Source organism: Geminicoccus sp. (assembly GCF_036263595.1).
In the GTDB taxonomy this organism is placed as follows: domain Bacteria; phylum Pseudomonadota; class Alphaproteobacteria; order Geminicoccales; family Geminicoccaceae; genus Geminicoccus.
Genome location: NZ_DATAGQ010000088.1, coordinates 36,190 through 53,325 on the forward strand (window position 1 = coordinate 36,190; position 17,136 = coordinate 53,325).

Below are 17,136 nucleotides of genomic sequence, written 5' to 3' on the forward strand. Positions count from 1 at the left end.
GCTCAGGCTGCCTGCTTGGCCCAGGCCGCGCGAATCAGGTCCGGCAGGGCCATCGGGTCGAAGGGCTTGGCGATCACGTCGATGGCGCCGAGCGCCATGAACTGGTCGATCTCGCTCTGCTGCACCTTGGCAGTCATGAAGATGGCGGGCGTGGCGGCAGTCCGTTCCCGCCTGCGAAACTCGGCAAGCACGCTCGGCCCGTCCATCTCCGGCATCATCACGTCCAAAAGCAGGAGTTGCGGCCTGAACTCGTCGGCCCGCTCCAGCGCCTCCTTGCCCGATCCGCAGGCGGCCATCTCGAAGTTGCCGATCGCTTCCAGCGCGAAGACCGCCACGGTTCGTATGTCGTCGTCGTCGTCGACATAAAGGATCCTGCTAAGCGGCTCGATGGCCATCCTGGTCTTCTCCGTGTCTGCTGTGGCGTGTCTCGGCCAGGAGACGCCCGATGGCCGCCGCCAGCTGGTCGTTCTCCATGCGGGCCTTGTTCAGGCTCGCCTGGATCATGACGTGTCCCCTGACCCGAACATCCTCGGCGGACAGAATCAACAGCGCCGCCTGACGGTTCGTCGTCCGAAGAAGCGGAACGAGGTCCAGCCCGTTCCCATCAGGCAGGTTCACATCGAGAACCACGAGATCGAAGCGCCGCTGCTCGAGCAGCTCGCGAGCTACCCGCAAGGACAGCGCGACCTCGAGCTGCACCGTATCGCCAGCGACGTTGCGCAGGATCTCTCGGACGATCACCACCGTGTCCGGGTCGTCCTCGACATGGAGAATGTGCCGCTTGCCGGCATGATGGACACATGCATCCAGCACCTTGCGCAGGGTCGTCTCCGTGACCGGCTTGGTGAGCCATTCCAGGACCTGATGCTGGGCATCGCCCAGTTCGATGCGCCGATCCGGGGAGTCTGCCGACACCACGATGATCGGCATGAGGTGGTGACGCTCGTCGCTACGGACGTTCCGGATCAACTCGATGCCGCTCATGTCGGGCAGGCCCAGATCCACCGTCATCGCCGCGAACCGGCTCTTTGCCAGCCTGCGCAGCGCTTCCTCGGCGCTGTTCGCCACGATTGGCCGCCAACCGTCCTGCTCGACCGCATTGGCCAGCATGGCGCCGATCAGGACGTCGTCCTCGCAGATGAGGACGCATGGTCGATGGTCCTCGATGGTCTCGGCCGGTGGGGGAGCGGAGGCGATGATGGGAAGCGTCAGCCAGAAGCGCGTCCCGCCGTCCGGGAGCGGGCTTTCGAAGTCGATGGTGCCGTCGTGGCGCTCCACGATTGCCTTGACGATGCTCAAGCCGAGGCCCGTGCCCCGGCTACGGCGGGTGTTGCCGCTGTCGGCCTGCGCGAACCGCTTGAACAGATGGGGCTTGAAGCTTTCGGGGATGCCGCTGCCGAAGTCGCGGACCTCGACCGTCACAGTCTCCTCGTCGTTCCTCAGCGTGACGTGCGCCGCCTTGCCGGCAGGCGTGAACTTGATCGCGTTGGAGATCAGGTTGGACAGCACCTGCTGGAGCCGCCCGGGATTGCCCAGCACCTGGAACTCCCTCGTCGTCTCGTCCTTGAAGACCAGCTCCGTCGAGAACTGTCCCGCAAATCCCTGGTTCGCCTCGACCGTCGACCTGACGAGCTTGCCGAAATCGAGCTGCTCCTTCTCCATCTCGATCTGGTGGGTCTCGATCTTCTCGATGTCGAGCAGGTCGTTGACGAGATCGATCAGCCGGATGGTGTTCTTGTGGGCGATGTCGAGCAGGGTCTTGGCCTTGGGCGGCAGCTCGCCGGCGGCGTTGCTGACGATCAGCCCGAGCGAGCCGCGGATGGACGTCAGCGGTGTGCGCAGCTCGTGGCTCACCGTGGCGACGAAGTCGTCCTTGACCTGCTGCAGCTTCTGCCGCTCGGTCACGTCGCGCATGATGCAGACATAGGCCGGCCCTTTGTCGAGCTGGCACTCGCCGACGGTGACTTCGGCGGGAAAGCTCGTCCCGTCCGAACGGACGGCATCGCCGTTCCAGTTCCGGCCCTCGATGATGTCGAAGCCCGAGAGGAACCTGTTCAGCTCGGCCCCGGTGATCGTCTGGTCGCTGACGCCCAACCTCGCCGAGGCCGCCCGGTTGGCCAGCACGATCGTGCCGTCCGGCGATACCAGCATGATGCCGTCCAGCCCGTTGTCGAGGATGGCCGACAACCGGCGCTGCGCACTCTGCAGCGCCTCGTGCTGGCGCTGGATCTGGCGGTTGACGTCGTCGAGCTCGGCGATCCGCAGCCGCTGCTCCTGCTGCTGGTTGCGAAAGAAGAACAAGGCGGCGAGACAGGCGATCAGGGCCCCCGTCATGGCTGCCACGAGCAGCCAGATCGTCCGACGCAGGCTCTGCTCGAGCGTCTGGTGGCGCAGCGCCAGCTTCTCCTCCTCGCGCCGCATGAAGGCCAGGATGGCGGCGCGAGCCGGGTTGATGTGCAGGTTGTACCGGGCGAGGATCAGCCGCCTTTCCTCGAACGCGCCGTTCCAGCCCTTGCCGATCAGGCTCTCGAGGAGATCTGCCCGCGCGCGGAGCATGGCCGTGATACGGTCGAGGCGCTCCGACTGCTCCTGGTCCTCCCCGACGAGGGACCCCAGTTTCGCCAGCGTGGCGGGCACCTGACCGATCGCCAGCCGCAAGGTAGCCGGGTCTTCCGCGCCCAGGCCAGTGATGTGGTACATGACCCGAAGGCTGCTATCGACGGTGGCCATCCGGAGGTTGGCCGTCAGCTCCACGATGGCGTGGGACCTCTCCAGCAGGGAACGGTCGGTTCGAGTTTCGTCGATGAAGCGCTTGGCGAGGTAGGTCGAGGCCCCGAACAGCAACACGATCACGATCATCGGCACGAGAATGAAACTGCGCATGGGCGCCCTTGGTCCGGGCGGGATGTCCTGGCGCAACGGAGCCGGTCGTGACATCGGATGGGTCTGCGCTGGATCGAACGGCCCAGGCTGGCCGGCGTCCGGCGATGCCGGAGGAAGATCAGTCGCCGCCACTGGACGGGCCTGCCGTCCAGCGGCTCATCGTACGGTCAGCAGCCTCTTCACGCTGACCAGCAGCTGCTCGATCGCGATCGGCTTGGTGAGATATTCCTGCGCGCCGAACCGGTAGCCGGAGATCATGTCCACCTGGTGCGAGCGCATGGTCAGCATGATGACCGGGATCTTCTCGGTCTTCTTGATCATTCGCAGCTTCTTCAGTGCGTCCAGGCCGTCCATCACCGGCATGTTGCCATCCAGGATGATCAGGTCCGGCGCCGCTTCCTGCGCCATGCGGATTGCATCGGCGCCGGTCCCGCCGACACGCACGGCATAGCCCTTCTGCTCCAGCGAGAACCGGACGAGCTCGAGCAGGTGGGGATCGTCGTCCACGACGAGGATGCTGGGGCGATTGACCGCGCCGACCCCGACCATGTCTTTCTTGGGCTCTTCTTGGGGCCTTGAGAAAATTCTCGACAGGAATGACACGTAATTTTCCCCTCAGGCTCCTTGACGCCGACTACCGAATAAATCTTCTTTACATTTTTTGATCTGATGACAACCGGAAAGCATCAAAAAGAGATGCCAAGCTTGCACCGGCAGGAAGTTGGATCGGCAACCGATGCAGATCCGCACGAGCAATCATAGCAAGCGGGCACACTCGAAGCAGATGCGACCAGTTCGTCAAGTAAAATTCTCACGTGAAGATAATATGGCAGAGTACACAGCAAATGTGCTACAGTCGCAATCGTGACTGGCACACACCGCAGGTCCGGAGAAAACGGATAGCGGTGAAATGCGCCCTTGCAATGCACCATTTTTGGCTAGATGTCGATGCGTCCAATCAGCCGAAGCGGGGTTGGCACCATCATCGCTTCACGCGTGAGTTGGGGCGGATACGTACTACTCGAATGTGCACAAACCACAGGTTGGTTGATCCACAGGTCGGACAGCCATGAAGCTCGGTGAGCTCGCGGCCATGGTGGACACGACTGTCCAGCCCGGCCGGGCCCGGCCGCTCAAGCAGAAGTTCTGCGAGATGCCGTTCACCGGCGTCGGCGTGCGCGACGTGCTGCGCTATCTCGACATGCGCACCGTCAACGACCCCTTCACCTACATCGTCACGCCGAACGTCGATCATGTCGTCCGCAACTGGCGCGACAAGGGCGAACTCGTGGAGATCTACGAGGATGCCGAGCTGTCTTTATGCGACAGCCGGATAGTCAGCCTGATCGGCCGCTTCAGCGGCGTCTCGCTGCCTGTGGTGACCGGCTCGGACCTGACGGCGATCCTCCTGGAATACACGATCGATCCGCAGGAGCGGATCACCATCATCGGCGGGTCCGCCGAGGTGGTCGCCAAGCTGGCGCGCCGCTACGGGCTGCGCGACATCCGCCACCACAACCCGCCGATGGGCTTCATCCGTGACCCGGCTGCCGTCATGGAGGCCGCCCAGTTCGTGGAGCGCAACCCCAGCCGCTTTGTGTTCCTGGCGGTGGGCTCGCCCCAGCAGGAGATCCTGGCACGCGCGATCAAGCATCGCGGCCAGGCCACCGGGATCGGGCTGTGCGTCGGCGCGTCGCTCCTGTTCCTCACGGGCAACCTGCAGCGCGCGCCGCTATGGATGCAGCGCGCCAAGCTGGAATGGCTGCACCGGCTGGCGCAGGAGCCCAGGCGGATGTGGCGGCGCTACCTCTACGACGCGCCCAAGATCCTGCGGATCGCCGCCGACCATCAGCGCGAGCAGCGGGTCCTGGTCAGCGTAATCGTGCCGACCGATCGTCACGAGGAGCTGCTGCCCCGCCTGATCGAGCGTTGCGGTGCCCAGACCGGCTTCAATGCCGACGCGATCGAGATCGTCTTCGTCGACTATTCCGCCGAAGGCTCGGCCCGCGCCATCGTCGAGCGCCACGCCACGCGGTCGCGCGTCAGGATCCGCTATCTCCACAGCCGGGGCATCGGCATGGTCCGCGCGCGCAACCTCGCCGCCACCGAGGCGAAGGGCGAGTTCCTGGCCTTCATCACCGAATGCACCCTGCCGACGCCGTCCTGGCTCGAAGCCATGCTGAAGGTGCACCGCATCTACGATGCCGATGTCGTGCTGGGGCCGGTCGAGCCGGTGTTCGAGACAGAGCCTGCCAGCTATGGCAGCCACTATCGCCGGGCATTCGCCTACCGGAGCGACGCCACGACCGGCACGGCACTGGAGCCGCGGCGGCCGCTGCAGTTCACCGGCGGCGGCAGCTTCGTTCCCTTCGCCACGCGCAACGCCATGATGCTCAAGGCGAACTACGCTGCCATGAGCAGCGCCGGCAGCGACGACAGCGTCTTCCTCGCCCGCCTGCTCCGCAGCGGCAAGCGGCTGGTCTGGTGCGCCGAGGCGACGGTGGAGGAACAGATCCCGGCCGGCCAGCTCCGCCCCATGGTCCTGCTCCGCCGCGTGTTCCGCCAGAGCCAGTTGACCGCCGGAACGGCGATGGCAGACCCGCCCAGCTATGGCGACCTGCTCGGCTGGATCGGGATCGGTCTGCTGCAGACGGCGGCAGGCAGCGCGAGGGCGCTGTTGTGGCCAATCAGCCGGGAGCGAGGGATGTCCGGGCTGCACAGCCTGGCGGCGGGCCTCGGCAAGCTGGCCTTCCTGGGCGGGAGCCATGCCCGCAAACCCGTTCCGGCGGTGATCGTGGAGCCGCCGGCACCGCAACCCGACCCTGTCGCCGCGCCGGGCAAGGAGACCGTGATCCTGGAAACGTTCAAGTCTGGCCCCTCGAGGGTCTCGCGACGCTGGTGGCGGCGCCGGGCCCCGACGGCAGCCTGAGGACCGCGGCAGTGGCCACGAACATCCTTCTCGAGGACGGCAAGGCGAAGCAGCGCTCGAACCGCCGCACGGCCGTAGCCGAGCGCACTGCGGGCAACGGCCTGATCACCATCGATGCGTTCATCCTCGTTGCCGCCCTGATCGTCGCCCTGCTGGCGGACCGGTGGACGCTGCCGTCCTTCATGCTGATGCTCGTCCAGCTGGCCATCTTCATCGGCTGGAAGGCCATCTTCGGCCTGTATCCCGGCCATGGCGTCGCCCGGGCCCAGCGCATGCAGAAGGTCATCCTTGCCGTGGGGGCCGCGGTGGTGACCAATCTCGGCTTGGTCGAGGTCGCCCGGCAGCTCGTCGGGGAAACCGAGAGCGGCTTTCCCTTCTGGCCGATCCTGATGACGGCCGTCCTGATCGGCCTGGGCGAGCCCATGGCCCGCCGCCTGCTCATCCGGCTGGGCCGCTGGCAGCAGCCCGTCTTCATCTTTGGCGGTGGCGACGCTGCGAGTGCGGTCGTGCGCCAGCTTGGCTTCTACCCGCATCTAGGCCTCCACCCGGTCTGCATCGTCGACGAGAGCTCGATCTACATTCCCGACGAATCCCAGGGCATCCCGGTCATCCGGTTCCGGGAACTGGGCCAGCACGCGGCCCTGCTCAACATCACCACGACTGCGATCATCGTCGAGCAACTGGTCGAGCGGACCTTCATCCTGCGCCTGTACACCACCGGCATCTTCAAGAAGGTCCTGCTCGTCCCGAACTGCCACGACCTGATCAGCCTCAACTCGAGCATCCGGCCTGTCGGCGGCATGCTGGCCATCCAGGCCGGCAGCGAGCGGCCGTCCAAGGCGGCGGCATGGGTCAAGCGGGCGTTCGACAAGATCGGGAGCGGCTGCGTGCTCGTCCTCCTGTCGCCCCTGTTCGCGCTGCTCTCCGCCATGGTGCGCGCCGACAGCCCGGGACCTGCGATCTTTTCGCAGCCCCGCTGGGCTGGGGCGGACCGGCAGTTCACGGCCATGAAGTTCCGGACGATGTACACGGACGGCGAGCGGCGCCTGCGCCGCCACTTCCTGAACAATCCGGACGCCGAGCAGGAATATGCGCGCTACCGCAAGCTGGACAACGACCCGCGCGTCACCAAGATCGGCCGCTTCCTGCGGGCTACCAGCCTCGACGAGCTGCCCCAGCTCATCAATGTCTGGCGCGGCGACATGAGCATCGTGGGTCCCCGTCCCTACACGATGGACGAGGTGAGCAAGCTCGGTCCAGCCACCGACATGCTGAGCATCGTCCGGCCGGGCATTACCGGGTTCTGGCAGGTTTCCGGGCGCAACCAGCGCACCTTCCGCGAGCGGATCGAGATGGACTGCTACTACGTCCGCAACAACTCGCTCTGGTTCGACATGTGGATCATCTACCGGACGATGATCGCGATCGTCGCGCGCGAAGGAAAGTAGAACTACTTCTTGGCGCTCCCATAGGGATAGCTGCCGTCCAGGGGCGTCCGTTCGCCGTAGCTGGGCGCATAGGCCTTGTAGCCGGCGGGATCGATCATGTTCAGGATGATGCCGAGCAGCGGTGCCCCTTGCGGCACGTCGAGCCGCTCCGCCGCCTCCCTGACCGCCGAGACCTCCGTCACCAGCCAGCGGCAGACCATCAGGGCGACGTCGCTGTGCCGCATGAGGAAGGTCGCATCGCTCGTCGGAAGCACGGGCGGCGTGTCCAGCAGCACATAGTCGTAGCGCAGGCGCAGCGCCTTGATCGTCGCCGAGAGCTGCCGGCTCTCCAGCAGCGGCAGCACCTCGTCGCCGGCCGGCTCGGCCGGCAGCACGACGCTCGACGGCCGGGTGAGCAGGCGGGCCATGTGCGTCTCCCAGACCTCGTTCGAGGACTGGAGGAGTTCGTTGATCGTGACGGCCTGCTCCTCTTGCGGGAACAGTCTGGACAGGCGCGGCCGGCGCAGGTCCAGGTCGATCACGACCACCCGCTTGCCGGAGCGCCGCAAGAGGCCGGCAAGGCCCGAGACGGTGGAGGACTTGCCCTCGCCCTGCAACGTGCTGGTCACCAGCACCACCAGCGATTCCCGCTCCGGGCGCCGCGCCTCCAGCTCGAGATAGGCGTGCCGCAGGCTTTCGGCGTAGGCGCCGTTCGGATGAAGCTCGACGAACTGCTCGGGGCGGAGGCGGCGGAACTGGCGCTCGGTCGGCAGCCGGGCGAGGATCTGGTGGCCGGTGAGCCGCTCCAGCTGCCTGGCGGAGCGCACCCGTGGATCCGCGCGGTCGCGCAGGAGGGCCAGCAGCATCGCGAGTGCCGAGGAGCCGACAAAGCCGATCAGCAGATAGAAGAACAAGGGCGGCGAGGACGAACGGATGTCGGCGGACGCCTCGGCGATGATCTCCACGTCCGGCTGCACCAGCGACTGCTGCTCGGCCAGGAGCTTTCGCTGGGTCAGCATCTCCTCGTAGAGGCGCCGGTTGACGTCGGCATCCCGCTTCAGGTTGGCGATCTGCACCATCGCATGCTGGTCGGCCGCGATCTTCGCTTCCGCCGTCTTGATCTCCCGCGTGATCTCGTCGGCCTTCACCCGCAATAGGTCCAGGCTGCGCGTCACCTCCGCCAGGTTGCGCTCCGCCTCGTCGCGGATCTTGCGGCGCAGGGCGGCCTCGTCGGCCCGCAGCGCCTGCACGGAGGGATGCTGGTCCCCGAAGCTCAACTGCAGCTCCGCCCGCCGCCGCGCCAGGTTCACGGCTTCCAGGCTGAGCGTCTCCGCCGTCTGGCTTTCCATGGCGCGCGCCAGCACGGTCGGGTCGGCATCGGCCTGCAGTCCCTTCAGCGCCTCGACCCTGGCGCTCGTCACGGCGATCTCGCTGCGGACCCCGATCAGCTCGAGGTTCAGCTCGTTGACCCGGCGCGACAGGGGCTCGTCATTGCCCTCGATCGGCAGCGAGTTCTGGGCCCGGTAGGCCTCCAGCTCGCTCTCGGCCTCCTCCACCTCGCTGCGCAGCGTGGCGAGCCGCGTCTCCAGATAGCTCGACGCGCCGCTGGTGGTCGCCAGCTTGCTCTTGAGCTGATGGCGGACATAGGCCCGTGCCGTCTCGTTCACGACTGAGGCTGCCAGTACCGGGTCGGTGGCCCGATAGGACAGGGTCATGGCATAGCTCTGGCCGACCGTCGCGACCTCCAGGTTCCTGGCCAGGGCATTCACCACGTCGTCCCGGGTCGGCTCCGTCACGGCAGGATCGGCCGAAGGCGTGAGCAGCGTCTTCAGCGGGCCGAGCTCGGCCTGGAATGGAGCTGCCTTGGCCTCGACGATCTCCACGAGACGGGTCTTCACGCTCGGCGGCGATACGAAGGTCGGGTTGTCCGCGAGGTGCAGCCTGTCGGCCACCTCGCCCAGCACCACGGGTGACACCACCACGTGCAGCTGGGTCTCCAGGATCGGCATGTCGCGGATCAGCCCGCCCGGCAGCGTGCCGAGGTTGCGCAGCGGCGCATCCTTGGGATCGAGCGCGATCATGGCCGACGCGGTGTAGCGCTGGGGTGCCAGCACCCCATAGGTCGTGGCCATGGCCGTGACCGGCAGGACGATGAAGGCGACCAGCAGCTTGTGCCGCTTGAGGACACGCAGGATCTCGCTCGGACCCGGGAACTCGTCGAAGGCGCTGACATAGAAGGGGACCGAGCGCCCCTGGCTGGCCAAGGGACCCTGCCGACCTGCTCGATCATAGGTCACCGCCATGACGGGCGCTCTCCTTGCACCGCGATGTCCTTGGGCTCCGCGCGCCCGACATGGCGGCGGACGATGAGGACCAGCGCGATCATTGCTGCGCCCTCGCCGGCAGCGACTGCCAGGACCGTGGATGTCGCCGTGCCGAACAGGATCGCGATGACCAGCCCGAAGAAGATCGTGACCATGGCGAGCGCGCTGGCGAAGAACGCTTCGCGGAACAGGGGCACGCATTGCGCCTGCAGGCTGTAGACCGAGCGCAGCAGGCCGATCAGGACCGACAGGCCCCAAAGCGGCACCACGGCCTGGAGGCCATGGTAGTCCGGCGGCAGCACATGCGCCTGCAGGAGCGGCCAGGCGAGCCAGAGGACGAGAAGGTAGCCGAGGCTCGCGACGACGAACCCGAGCGCGCTCTGGTTGGCGTAGCGCGACGCGGCGGCCGGACGCTTTTGGGCGAACTCGCGCGCCATGACCGGCCGGGCGACCTTCATCCATCCGGCCCCCAGCACCCCGATCGGGCGCAAGAGGGTGAGTGCCGCCTGGATGATGCCGAGGTCGGTCACGCTGAAGAAGGTGCTCACCGCAAGCACGTGGCCACGGGTCTGCATCTCCGCCGCCCCGGCACCGAGCAGAGCCCAGCCCGCATGTTCCCGCCAGAGCCGGCGCATGCGGCGGCGCACCGCCTTGTCCAGGCGCAGCACGAAGTCGGACCTGCGGCGCAGCAAGGTCGGCAGCATCGTCGCCAGCGATGCGGCGGCCAGGGCGCCCACGACCAGCAGGAGGCCGATCCTGGCACCCGCCATGACGGCGGCGGCGAGAGCCAGGAACAGGATCAGGGAGTGGACCAGGTCGTTGAACAGGACCCGTCGCGCCTCGAACTGCGCGAAGTGATAGGTGCGCACGTGCTCCCGGCATACGTGGAGGCCCACGAACAGGCCGGCGGCCACGGCGACCGGCAGGCCGTGGGCCTCGCCCAGCAGCAGGAAGCCGGTCATGGTGGCAAGGCCGATCAGCAGGGCCACGCCCAACGCGATCGCCCATGTCGTCGCCAGCGCGCCCCGATGATCGTCGGCATCGCGCGCGCGGCTGGTCATCAGCGCCAGCTGGGAGCCCGCCAGGGCCTGATGGGCCGCAAGGCCGCTCATGGAGATGCTCGTGATGATGGCGAAGACGCCGAATTCCGCTGGCGGCCACTGGTTGATCAGCCAGAAGGTCAGCGCCAGGTTCACGCCGCTGACCAGCACCTGGTCCAGCAGCGAGACGAGCAGGGAACTCTTCGACCGGCTGATCAAGCGGCGAGGCCCAGTTCGCGGTTGTAGCGCTCGACGAACGGAGCCGCCTCGAATCGCGCGGCGATCTGCGCGTGGCGAGCGATCAATGATGCCCGCATCCGTGCGTGTCCCGCGCGCAGCTCTTCCAGTCCCTGCGTGATCGCGTCGACCGAGGTGGGATCCACTCCTACGGCACCGTCGACTTCCTCCAGGAAGCCGTCGATGCCCGTGCCGGTGGAGTAGAGAATCGGCACACCGCTCAACAGCGCCTCCACATAGACCATGCCGAACGTCTCGTTGTGGCTGGGCAGGCACATTGCGCCGAAGCCTGGCAGTTCCGCCAGCAGTTCGCTCCGCGGCAGCGCACCGCGCAGCCTGGCACGGCCTTCGAGACCGACGCGGCGGATCAGGCCTTCGATGCGCCCGATGCTTTGCGGCGTGCCACGCCCGATGATGTCAAGCTTGGCCTCGGGATGGCGCGCGGCGAAGCGGGCAAAGCCCTCCAGGAGCCGGTCCAGGCCCTTCTTCTTGTAGATGTCGAGATGCAGGATGGTCACGAACCGGTCCGGATCCGGCCGGGCATCGGCCGGCAGCGCCGTGCCAGGGCAGAAATTGGGCAGCGGGCGGCCCCGCTTGGCCGCCTCGGGAAACAGCCGCTCGATGGTCGGCCGGTACCATAGCGAGACATAATAGAGCCGCTCGCAGCGCCGGATGATCCGGCGGATCAATGGATGGTAGTGCGGCATGAACCGCACGATCTTGGATTCCGCTTCGGCACGCACCGAGCACACCAGCGGCTTGTCCAGCCAGCGGGCCAGGAGATAGCCGCTGATCCCCTCGAAGCAGAGCTTGTGGGCATGGATCAGGTCGACCCGGATACGCTCCCGCTCGATCAGCCGGCGGATGCGCCAGGCCACGACCGCCATGGCCGGATAGAGCAGGATGCCGAACGGCGGGCTGAGATAGCGCATCGAGTACACGCGGCCATCGCCCGCACCGTCGCCATGCACCAGCACCACCTTGCGCGGATCCTCCGTGCGCGTCAGCGCCACGACGACATGGTCGACCGCTCGGTTTGCCTCGACGAAGTTGCGGATGGCGACCGTCTTCTGGCGGTCGAATGCATCCGGATAATCCACCGCGAGATGCAGCACGGTGCGGCGCGCATTCCCCGACCGCCCGTCGCTCGACACCGCCGTCGAGGTTCGACCGGCCACCGCCGGATCGAGCGCACGACAAGGGTTCAGCTGTCCGCCGAGGCCAGGGTCAGCCATGCTTGCCCGCCTCTTGCGCGGCCGGCGATGGCTGCCAGAGGGGAGCTACGGAACCGGTCGCGACCTCCGCCTGCGCGCCGCCACCGGAGGGCAGCCCATGCGAGCCGAAACGCCGGCGCAGCGCGGCGACGGCGCCCAGAACGTAGCGGAAGGAAGGATAGGCGACGGCTGTCGCGAACGCGAAGGCCACCACCAGCGCCAGCAGCTTGTCCATCGCACCCATGGTCTCGGGCAGCTCGTGGCCCCGCAGGTTGGCGTAGATCTGGATCGGCATGAAGTGCCAGAGATAGATCCCGTAGGAGACCTGCCCGATGAACCGCAGGGGTGGCAGCTCGAGGATCCGGATCAGGTAGGCGCCGAACGAGCTTCCGTAGAGCGAGATGAAGCACAAGAGCAGCGCCAGTCCCTGCATGCTGTAGCGCAAGGTTTCACGGAACACCTGATCGCGAACGAGGAGCGAGGCCAGCATCATCAGCGCACCGGCGATGAAGGTCGTCCGGGCGTAGGACGCGAGCGTGTCGATGCGCCGGAAGAAGACCCGGGTGAGGAGCGCGCAGATGCAGCCATAGGCGATCGAATCCAGGCGTGCCTCGGAGGCGTAGTAGGAATAGTTCTCCGCGTTCAGCAGGTGGAGCCCCAGCAGGCGCACGGTGAGCGAGAACACGCAGATGCCCACCAGGATCGCCAGGAGCCGTCTTGGCCATGCGACCGTCGCCGCGAGGAGCAGCGGGTAGGTCAGGTAGAAATGTTCCTCGACCGCCAGCGACCAGAGATGCCCGAGCGTGAAGGGCGTGTCCGTCGCGACATGATGGAAGATGTGGAGGTAGTTCGTGAAGTAGAGCAGGCCCGCCAGGACGTCGAGCCAGGGGACATTGTGCAGGAAGACGAGGGAGAGGAGCGCGCAGACCAGGATGTAGAGGTAGAGCTCGGGCGACAGGCGAAGGTAGCGACGGACGTAGAACGACCAGATGTCGTTGCGGCCCTTCTTGGCGTGCTCCGAGACCAGCAGGTTGGTGATCAGGAAGCCGCTGACGAAGAAGAAGACCGTCACGCCGAGCCCGCCCGGCACGATGTTGCCGAAGCCTGCATGTGCGACGATGACCAGGGATACCGACAGGGCGCGCACCCCGTCGAGGCCCGGCAGGTAGCTGGGATTGTCGGTCCGATGCCAGCGCTGGTAGGCCTCGCGGATCGTTCTCATCGTGCCTCTGGGCGCTCGGCGCTGAGGCTTGGCTCTGTCCGGCCGGCCGCTTCGCTGGCCGCGCGCGCCGCCATGTGCAGCGCGAACAGCAAGAACAGCCATGGTGGGGAGAAGCCTCGCAGCAGCGAACTTTCTGACATGTTGTGGATCAGTGCGAAGATGATCAGCGGCCAGCACAGCCGATGGATCGCCGGCCAGGCCCCCCTTACCCGCGATGCGGCGGCGGCACCTTGGACGATGGCGCACAGGAACAGGCCAAGCCCGATCAAGCCCACCGAAAGGACCAGGTCCAGGAAGCCGTTATGCGCCTGGTTCAGGAAGCGGATGAAGTGGTCCGGGGCTGTCAGGCTGGGCGAGCTCTCGCCGATGCTCCAGAAGGAGTGGAAGCCGTAGCCGAGCAGCCAGTGGCCCTGCAGCTGATCTAGCACGAACACCCAGATACTGGTCCGCCCGGTGAACGTGACGTCCGGGCTGATCATCGCGGCGAGTTCCATGAACGAGATCCCGGCGCCGAAGACCACGAAGGCCAGGAGCGAGCCCAGGATCACCGGTACCAGGACGAAGTAGATGCCAAGGCCCAGCCGCGTGGCGCGGCTCACGAGGTTCAGGCCCATGTAGATCGCGGGCACGATCACCACGAGCGCCATCGAGGTCTTGGACAGGCTGAGCACGAGCAGGACCAGCCAGCAGCCTAGATAGGCGAGGTTCCAGATCCGTGCCGCGCGCGTTTCCAGGATGCTGCGGATGGCGCCGCCAAAAAGGATTGCTACCGCCGCAAGGCCGCCCAGCCCGTTCTTGTCGGAGAAGAACCCGCGGAAAGCATGACGCCAGTCATAGGACGTGGGCAGCGGCAGTGCGAGCATGTGCACGACGAGCGTGATCGCGAAGCCCAGATAGATCATCCGCAGCAGCCGATCGAGCGACGAGGCACCGCCGACCGCGGCGGCGATGCAGAAGATGACCATCGCCTGCTGGATCGAGCGGCGCAGCGAGATCATGGGCTCGAGCGCCCAAAGGCAGCTCACGATCCCCAACGCCGCCAGGCCGAACAGCCATGGATTGCCAAGGACGAGACGGCTCAACCTCGTCCGCCACTGCGGCCCGACGGCGAGCAGCCCGAGGATCGTGGCGACGAACCAGAACAGCTGGTTGACGATGTTGCTGCCCGCCGTGGTCGCGATTTCCTGGGACAGATCGAGATCGTCGAAGTCGGCTGCCTCGAACACCGGTGTCAGCACGAACCCGGTGTAGAGCACGAGCAGCACGACCAACAGGTCGGCCATGCGGTCGGCACGGAACAGGCGGCCGAGCAGCGGTCGCGTTTCCGGCGGTTCGGCCGGCCGAGAGCCGAAACCGACCTGCCCAGCCGAGGCTGTGTCGAAGCGAGACAACACCCTGGCAGATCTCCAGCCGGAATCGAGCGGATGCGACAACGTTCACCTTGCAGGCGACGAACCTTTTTCCGGTCCATCGGACAGTCACGCGGTCACCTGCGATTGATGTCTACAGATGTTCTTGCCGCGGCCACAACCGGAAGTCATGCATGACCCGACTTGTCGGGATGTCGCGAGACCGGCTCTTCCGGATAAGTGGCCGGAAAGCACCAACCGCGGTGACGAGCAACTGTGCAATCAAGGGGTGTGGCCAGTCCCTCATGCAGATGCCGAAGCACGTCGACAGGGTATCGAGTTGGGGCGACCGGCTGTTGCCGCGACGCCTGATCGTCACGTTCCATGGACTGGGCGTGCCGGACATGCCCATTCCGGCCGAGGAGGCGCCTTACTGGGTGCCGGCCCAGGCCCTGGCCGAAACGATCGCCCTGGCTGCCCACGCCGACATCCACATCACCTTCGACGACGGCTACGCCAGCGACCACGACATCGCCATGCCGATGCTGCTGCAGGCAGGGATCACCGGCAGCTTCTTCGTGCTGGCGGGGCGGCTGGACCGGCCGGGTTCGCTCGCGCGGCGGGAGGTAGTCGAGCTGGCGGCGGCGGGCATGACGATCGGCAGCCATGGGTTCGACCATGTGAACTGGACGCAGACCTCTGACCGGCAGATGCAGCGGGAGCTCCATGACGCGCGTACGGCGATCCAGGACTGTCTCGGCGCGGAGGTCGACACCGTTTCGGTCCCGTTCGGCGCCTTCGACGCACGGGTGCTGCGGCTGATCCGGGAGGCCGGCTACCGCCGGGTCTATACGAGTTCCGGGACCCTCGCCTGCCGCGAGGGCTGGCTGATGCCGCGCCACACGGTCAAGCAGTCCACCGTTGTCGCGCGCGACATCCCGAGATGGCGATCGATGCGGGCCTCGATGGAATCAGGCCTGCGCAACCTGCTGCGGGGCCGCAAGTACGGCTTCAGTACATCGACGGCAGGCCCCGTCCGGTGAACTGCCGGAGCTTGCCGAGGTTCATCCAGCCGCGCTGCTGGAAGCGGAACGAGCGTGGCGGGTGGATCGGCCGCAGCGCCAGGGCGCTGGCAAAGTTCACTAGGCACTTGGCTGCCGCATCGGCATGGAAGATCAGGCCCGAAAGGTCGCGGCCGGTCGTGCCTTTGAGCCGGAACTGCGCATAGGACTGCCCGGAGCGCAGCGCCCGGCGCCGGATATAGGCCGGGTCCAGCCGCGCGGCGGGGACTTCCTCGTAGATCCGGGCATCATCCGTCGCGACGAGCCTGGCGCCGGCACGGTGCAGGCGGTTGAAGAAATCCGTGTCCTCCCCGCCGGTCTTGCCCAGCCGGAGGTCGAACCGCAGCCCGTGCCGCCCGATCAGGGCCCGCCGGATCAGCACGTTGCCGGACCGTCCGGTATCGAGGACCCTGCCGCGCTTTCCCCAGTCCACATAGAGCGGGTTGGCGGCTACCAGCCAGTCGGGCGTGCCCGCCGGATATTGCGGGAACACCGGGCCCACCACCACGTCGGCCTGGTAATCCGCCTGTGCCGCGAACAGCCGCACGAGCCAGTCCCGGTCCACCCACTCGTCGTCGTCGACGAAAGCCATCCAGGTCCCGTTGGCCGCCTCCAGGCAGGCGTTGCGGGCCGCGGAAATGTTGCCGGCAGCGACATGGACGACGCGAACCGGCAGCTTCCATGGCGCACCAGCCGCGACCCTGGCGGCCGCGGCACCGCCGGCGTCGTCGTCGGCGACGACGATCTCGACCTGCAAGCCTGCCGGGACCTCGATCTCGCCCAGGGAGGCGAGCGTACGCGACAGGCATGGCCTCCCGAGGCTGGCGATTCCGATGGTCACCATCTCCATGACATCTTCCTAGGTCCCGGCCCGCGCGTTGGTCCGCTCCGACCTTTAGCAGGGATCGTCCCGCCGCAACATTCGTCACGTCTGGTATTGTACAGGCATGAACTTTCGCTCGTGACATAGAGTCATCATGACCAGCCTCGCGTGGGTCAGGTCACCCACAAGATGAAAATTGGCCCTCCTGTACGCCTTTGACTTGTTTTCTTGCCGGAGTTTCCGGCTTTCTCGATTGAAGTATGCATTGTCGACACAAAGGGATAGCCAGCCGCAGTGATCCAATGCATAGGACACCCAAATGAGCTTGGTAAATAATACTTAACTGGTTTTATTGGGCTTTCTGTCCTATTTAGATATCCATACCTAATTGCAAGGTAACCACTTCACCGGGACAGAACCGCCATGTCCGCAACCAAACGCTGGGTCGCACCTCTTCTCCTTGTCCTGGCCGCCATCTGGGGCACGCCTGCGACCGAAGCCGGCACACCGAATGCCATTCCTGCGGGCTATCTCCACACCAGCGGCGACCGGATCCTGGACACCCAGAACCGGAACGTGCGCATCCTGGGGGTGAACTGGTTCGGCCTGGAAACGAACACGATGTCG

At 66.2% G+C, this 17,136-nt stretch carries 12 protein-coding genes and 1 pseudogene; 4 read left to right on the forward strand and 9 right to left on the reverse strand.

Annotation, left to right across the window (positions count from 1 at the left end; translation table 11 throughout):
• Window positions 1–2: 2 nt before the first annotated feature.
• From VHL31_RS07600 to VHL31_RS07610, 3 genes are all read right to left on the reverse strand, one after another.
• Window positions 3–395 (reverse strand): response regulator, encoded by a 393-nt coding sequence (locus VHL31_RS07600; protein WP_329660605.1) that lies wholly within the window; start codon window positions 393–395, stop codon window positions 3–5.
• A complete protein-coding gene (locus VHL31_RS07605; RefSeq protein ID WP_329660606.1) occupies window positions 376–2,883 on the reverse strand; it encodes an ATP-binding protein in 2,508 nt (835 codons plus the stop codon). The genes VHL31_RS07600 and VHL31_RS07605 overlap by 20 nt, the downstream gene beginning before the upstream one ends.
• 156 nt (window positions 2,884–3,039) lie before the next feature.
• Complete coding sequence (locus VHL31_RS07610) at window positions 3,040–3,432, reverse strand: response regulator (protein WP_329660607.1); 393 nt, start codon at window positions 3,430–3,432, stop codon at window positions 3,040–3,042.
• A gap of 520 nt (window positions 3,433–3,952) precedes the next feature.
• Between VHL31_RS07610 and VHL31_RS07615 the strand changes: the two genes are divergently transcribed.
• Window positions 3,953–5,812: a WecB/TagA/CpsF family glycosyltransferase gene (locus VHL31_RS07615; protein WP_329660608.1), complete on the forward strand. Its 1,860-nt coding sequence runs from the start codon at window positions 3,953–3,955 to the stop codon at window positions 5,810–5,812.
• 11 nt (window positions 5,813–5,823) lie between these two features.
• Entirely contained in the window at window positions 5,824–7,260 is a 1,437-nt protein-coding gene (locus tag VHL31_RS07620; protein ID WP_329660609.1) for an exopolysaccharide biosynthesis polyprenyl glycosylphosphotransferase, read from the forward strand.
• A 2-nt stretch (window positions 7,261–7,262) separates the two neighbouring features.
• On the opposite strand, the gene VHL31_RS07625 is transcribed toward VHL31_RS07620, so the two are convergent.
• Genes VHL31_RS07625 through VHL31_RS07645 form a run of 5 tightly spaced genes read right to left on the reverse strand, consistent with a single transcriptional unit; the run spans window position 7,263 to window position 14,670 of the window.
• Complete coding sequence (locus VHL31_RS07625; protein WP_329660610.1) at window positions 7,263–9,542, reverse strand: polysaccharide biosynthesis tyrosine autokinase; 2,280 nt, start codon at window positions 9,540–9,542, stop codon at window positions 7,263–7,265.
• Window positions 9,533–10,822 (reverse strand): hypothetical protein, encoded by a 1,290-nt coding sequence (locus VHL31_RS07630; RefSeq protein ID WP_329660611.1) that lies wholly within the window; start codon window positions 10,820–10,822, stop codon window positions 9,533–9,535. Before VHL31_RS07630 ends, VHL31_RS07625 begins: the two co-directional genes overlap by 10 nt.
• Window positions 10,819–12,075, reverse strand: a complete 1,257-nt coding sequence (locus VHL31_RS07635) for a glycosyltransferase (protein ID WP_329660612.1) — start codon at window positions 12,073–12,075, stop codon at window positions 10,819–10,821. The genes VHL31_RS07630 and VHL31_RS07635 overlap by 4 nt, the downstream gene beginning before the upstream one ends.
• On the reverse strand, window positions 12,068–13,276 hold the full coding sequence (locus VHL31_RS07640; RefSeq protein ID WP_329660613.1) for an acyltransferase: 1,209 nt from the start codon (window positions 13,274–13,276) through the stop codon (window positions 12,068–12,070). Before VHL31_RS07640 ends, VHL31_RS07635 begins: the two co-directional genes overlap by 8 nt.
• Window positions 13,273–14,670, reverse strand: coding sequence for an O-antigen ligase family protein (locus VHL31_RS07645; RefSeq protein ID WP_329660614.1), 1,398 nt, complete (start codon window positions 14,668–14,670; stop codon window positions 13,273–13,275). The genes VHL31_RS07640 and VHL31_RS07645 overlap by 4 nt, the downstream gene beginning before the upstream one ends.
• A 260-nt stretch (window positions 14,671–14,930) precedes the next feature.
• Between VHL31_RS07645 and VHL31_RS07650 the strand changes: the two genes are divergently transcribed.
• A complete protein-coding gene (locus tag VHL31_RS07650; RefSeq protein WP_329660615.1) occupies window positions 14,931–15,668 on the forward strand; it encodes a polysaccharide deacetylase family protein in 738 nt (245 codons plus the stop codon).
• Here the strand turns inward: VHL31_RS07650 and VHL31_RS07655 are convergent.
• Window positions 15,637–16,536, reverse strand: coding sequence for a glycosyltransferase family 2 protein (locus VHL31_RS07655; RefSeq protein WP_329660616.1), 900 nt, complete (start codon window positions 16,534–16,536; stop codon window positions 15,637–15,639). The genes VHL31_RS07650 and VHL31_RS07655 overlap by 32 nt on opposite strands.
• 396 nt (window positions 16,537–16,932) lie before the next feature.
• Between VHL31_RS07655 and VHL31_RS07660 the strand changes: the two are divergent.
• Window positions 16,933–17,136, forward strand: a pseudogene (locus VHL31_RS07660) (endoglucanase); the annotation flags it as partial.

What these genes read in the sequence shown, in the direction of transcription:
- VHL31_RS07600 (WP_329660605.1), bottom strand. Translation starts at nt 395, where the DNA reads ATGGCCATCGAGCCGCTTAGCAGGATCCTTTATGTCGACGACGACGAC.
- VHL31_RS07605 (WP_329660606.1), bottom strand. Translation starts at nt 2,883, where the DNA reads ATGCGCAGTTTCATTCTCGTGCCGATGATCGTGATCGTGTTGCTGTTC.
- VHL31_RS07610 (WP_329660607.1), bottom strand. Translation starts at nt 3,432, where the DNA reads ATGGTCGGGGTCGGCGCGGTCAATCGCCCCAGCATCCTCGTCGTGGAC.
- VHL31_RS07615 (WP_329660608.1), top strand. Translation starts at nt 3,953, where the DNA reads ATGAAGCTCGGTGAGCTCGCGGCCATGGTGGACACGACTGTCCAGCCC.
- VHL31_RS07625 (WP_329660610.1), bottom strand. Translation starts at nt 9,542, where the DNA reads ATGGCGGTGACCTATGATCGAGCAGGTCGGCAGGGTCCCTTGGCCAGC.
- VHL31_RS07635 (WP_329660612.1), bottom strand. Translation starts at nt 12,075, where the DNA reads ATGGCTGACCCTGGCCTCGGCGGACAGCTGAACCCTTGTCGTGCGCTC.
- VHL31_RS07640 (WP_329660613.1), bottom strand. Translation starts at nt 13,276, where the DNA reads ATGAGAACGATCCGCGAGGCCTACCAGCGCTGGCATCGGACCGACAAT.
- VHL31_RS07650 (WP_329660615.1), top strand. Translation starts at nt 14,931, where the DNA reads ATGCAGATGCCGAAGCACGTCGACAGGGTATCGAGTTGGGGCGACCGG.
- VHL31_RS07655 (WP_329660616.1), bottom strand. Translation starts at nt 16,536, where the DNA reads ATGGAGATGGTGACCATCGGAATCGCCAGCCTCGGGAGGCCATGCCTG.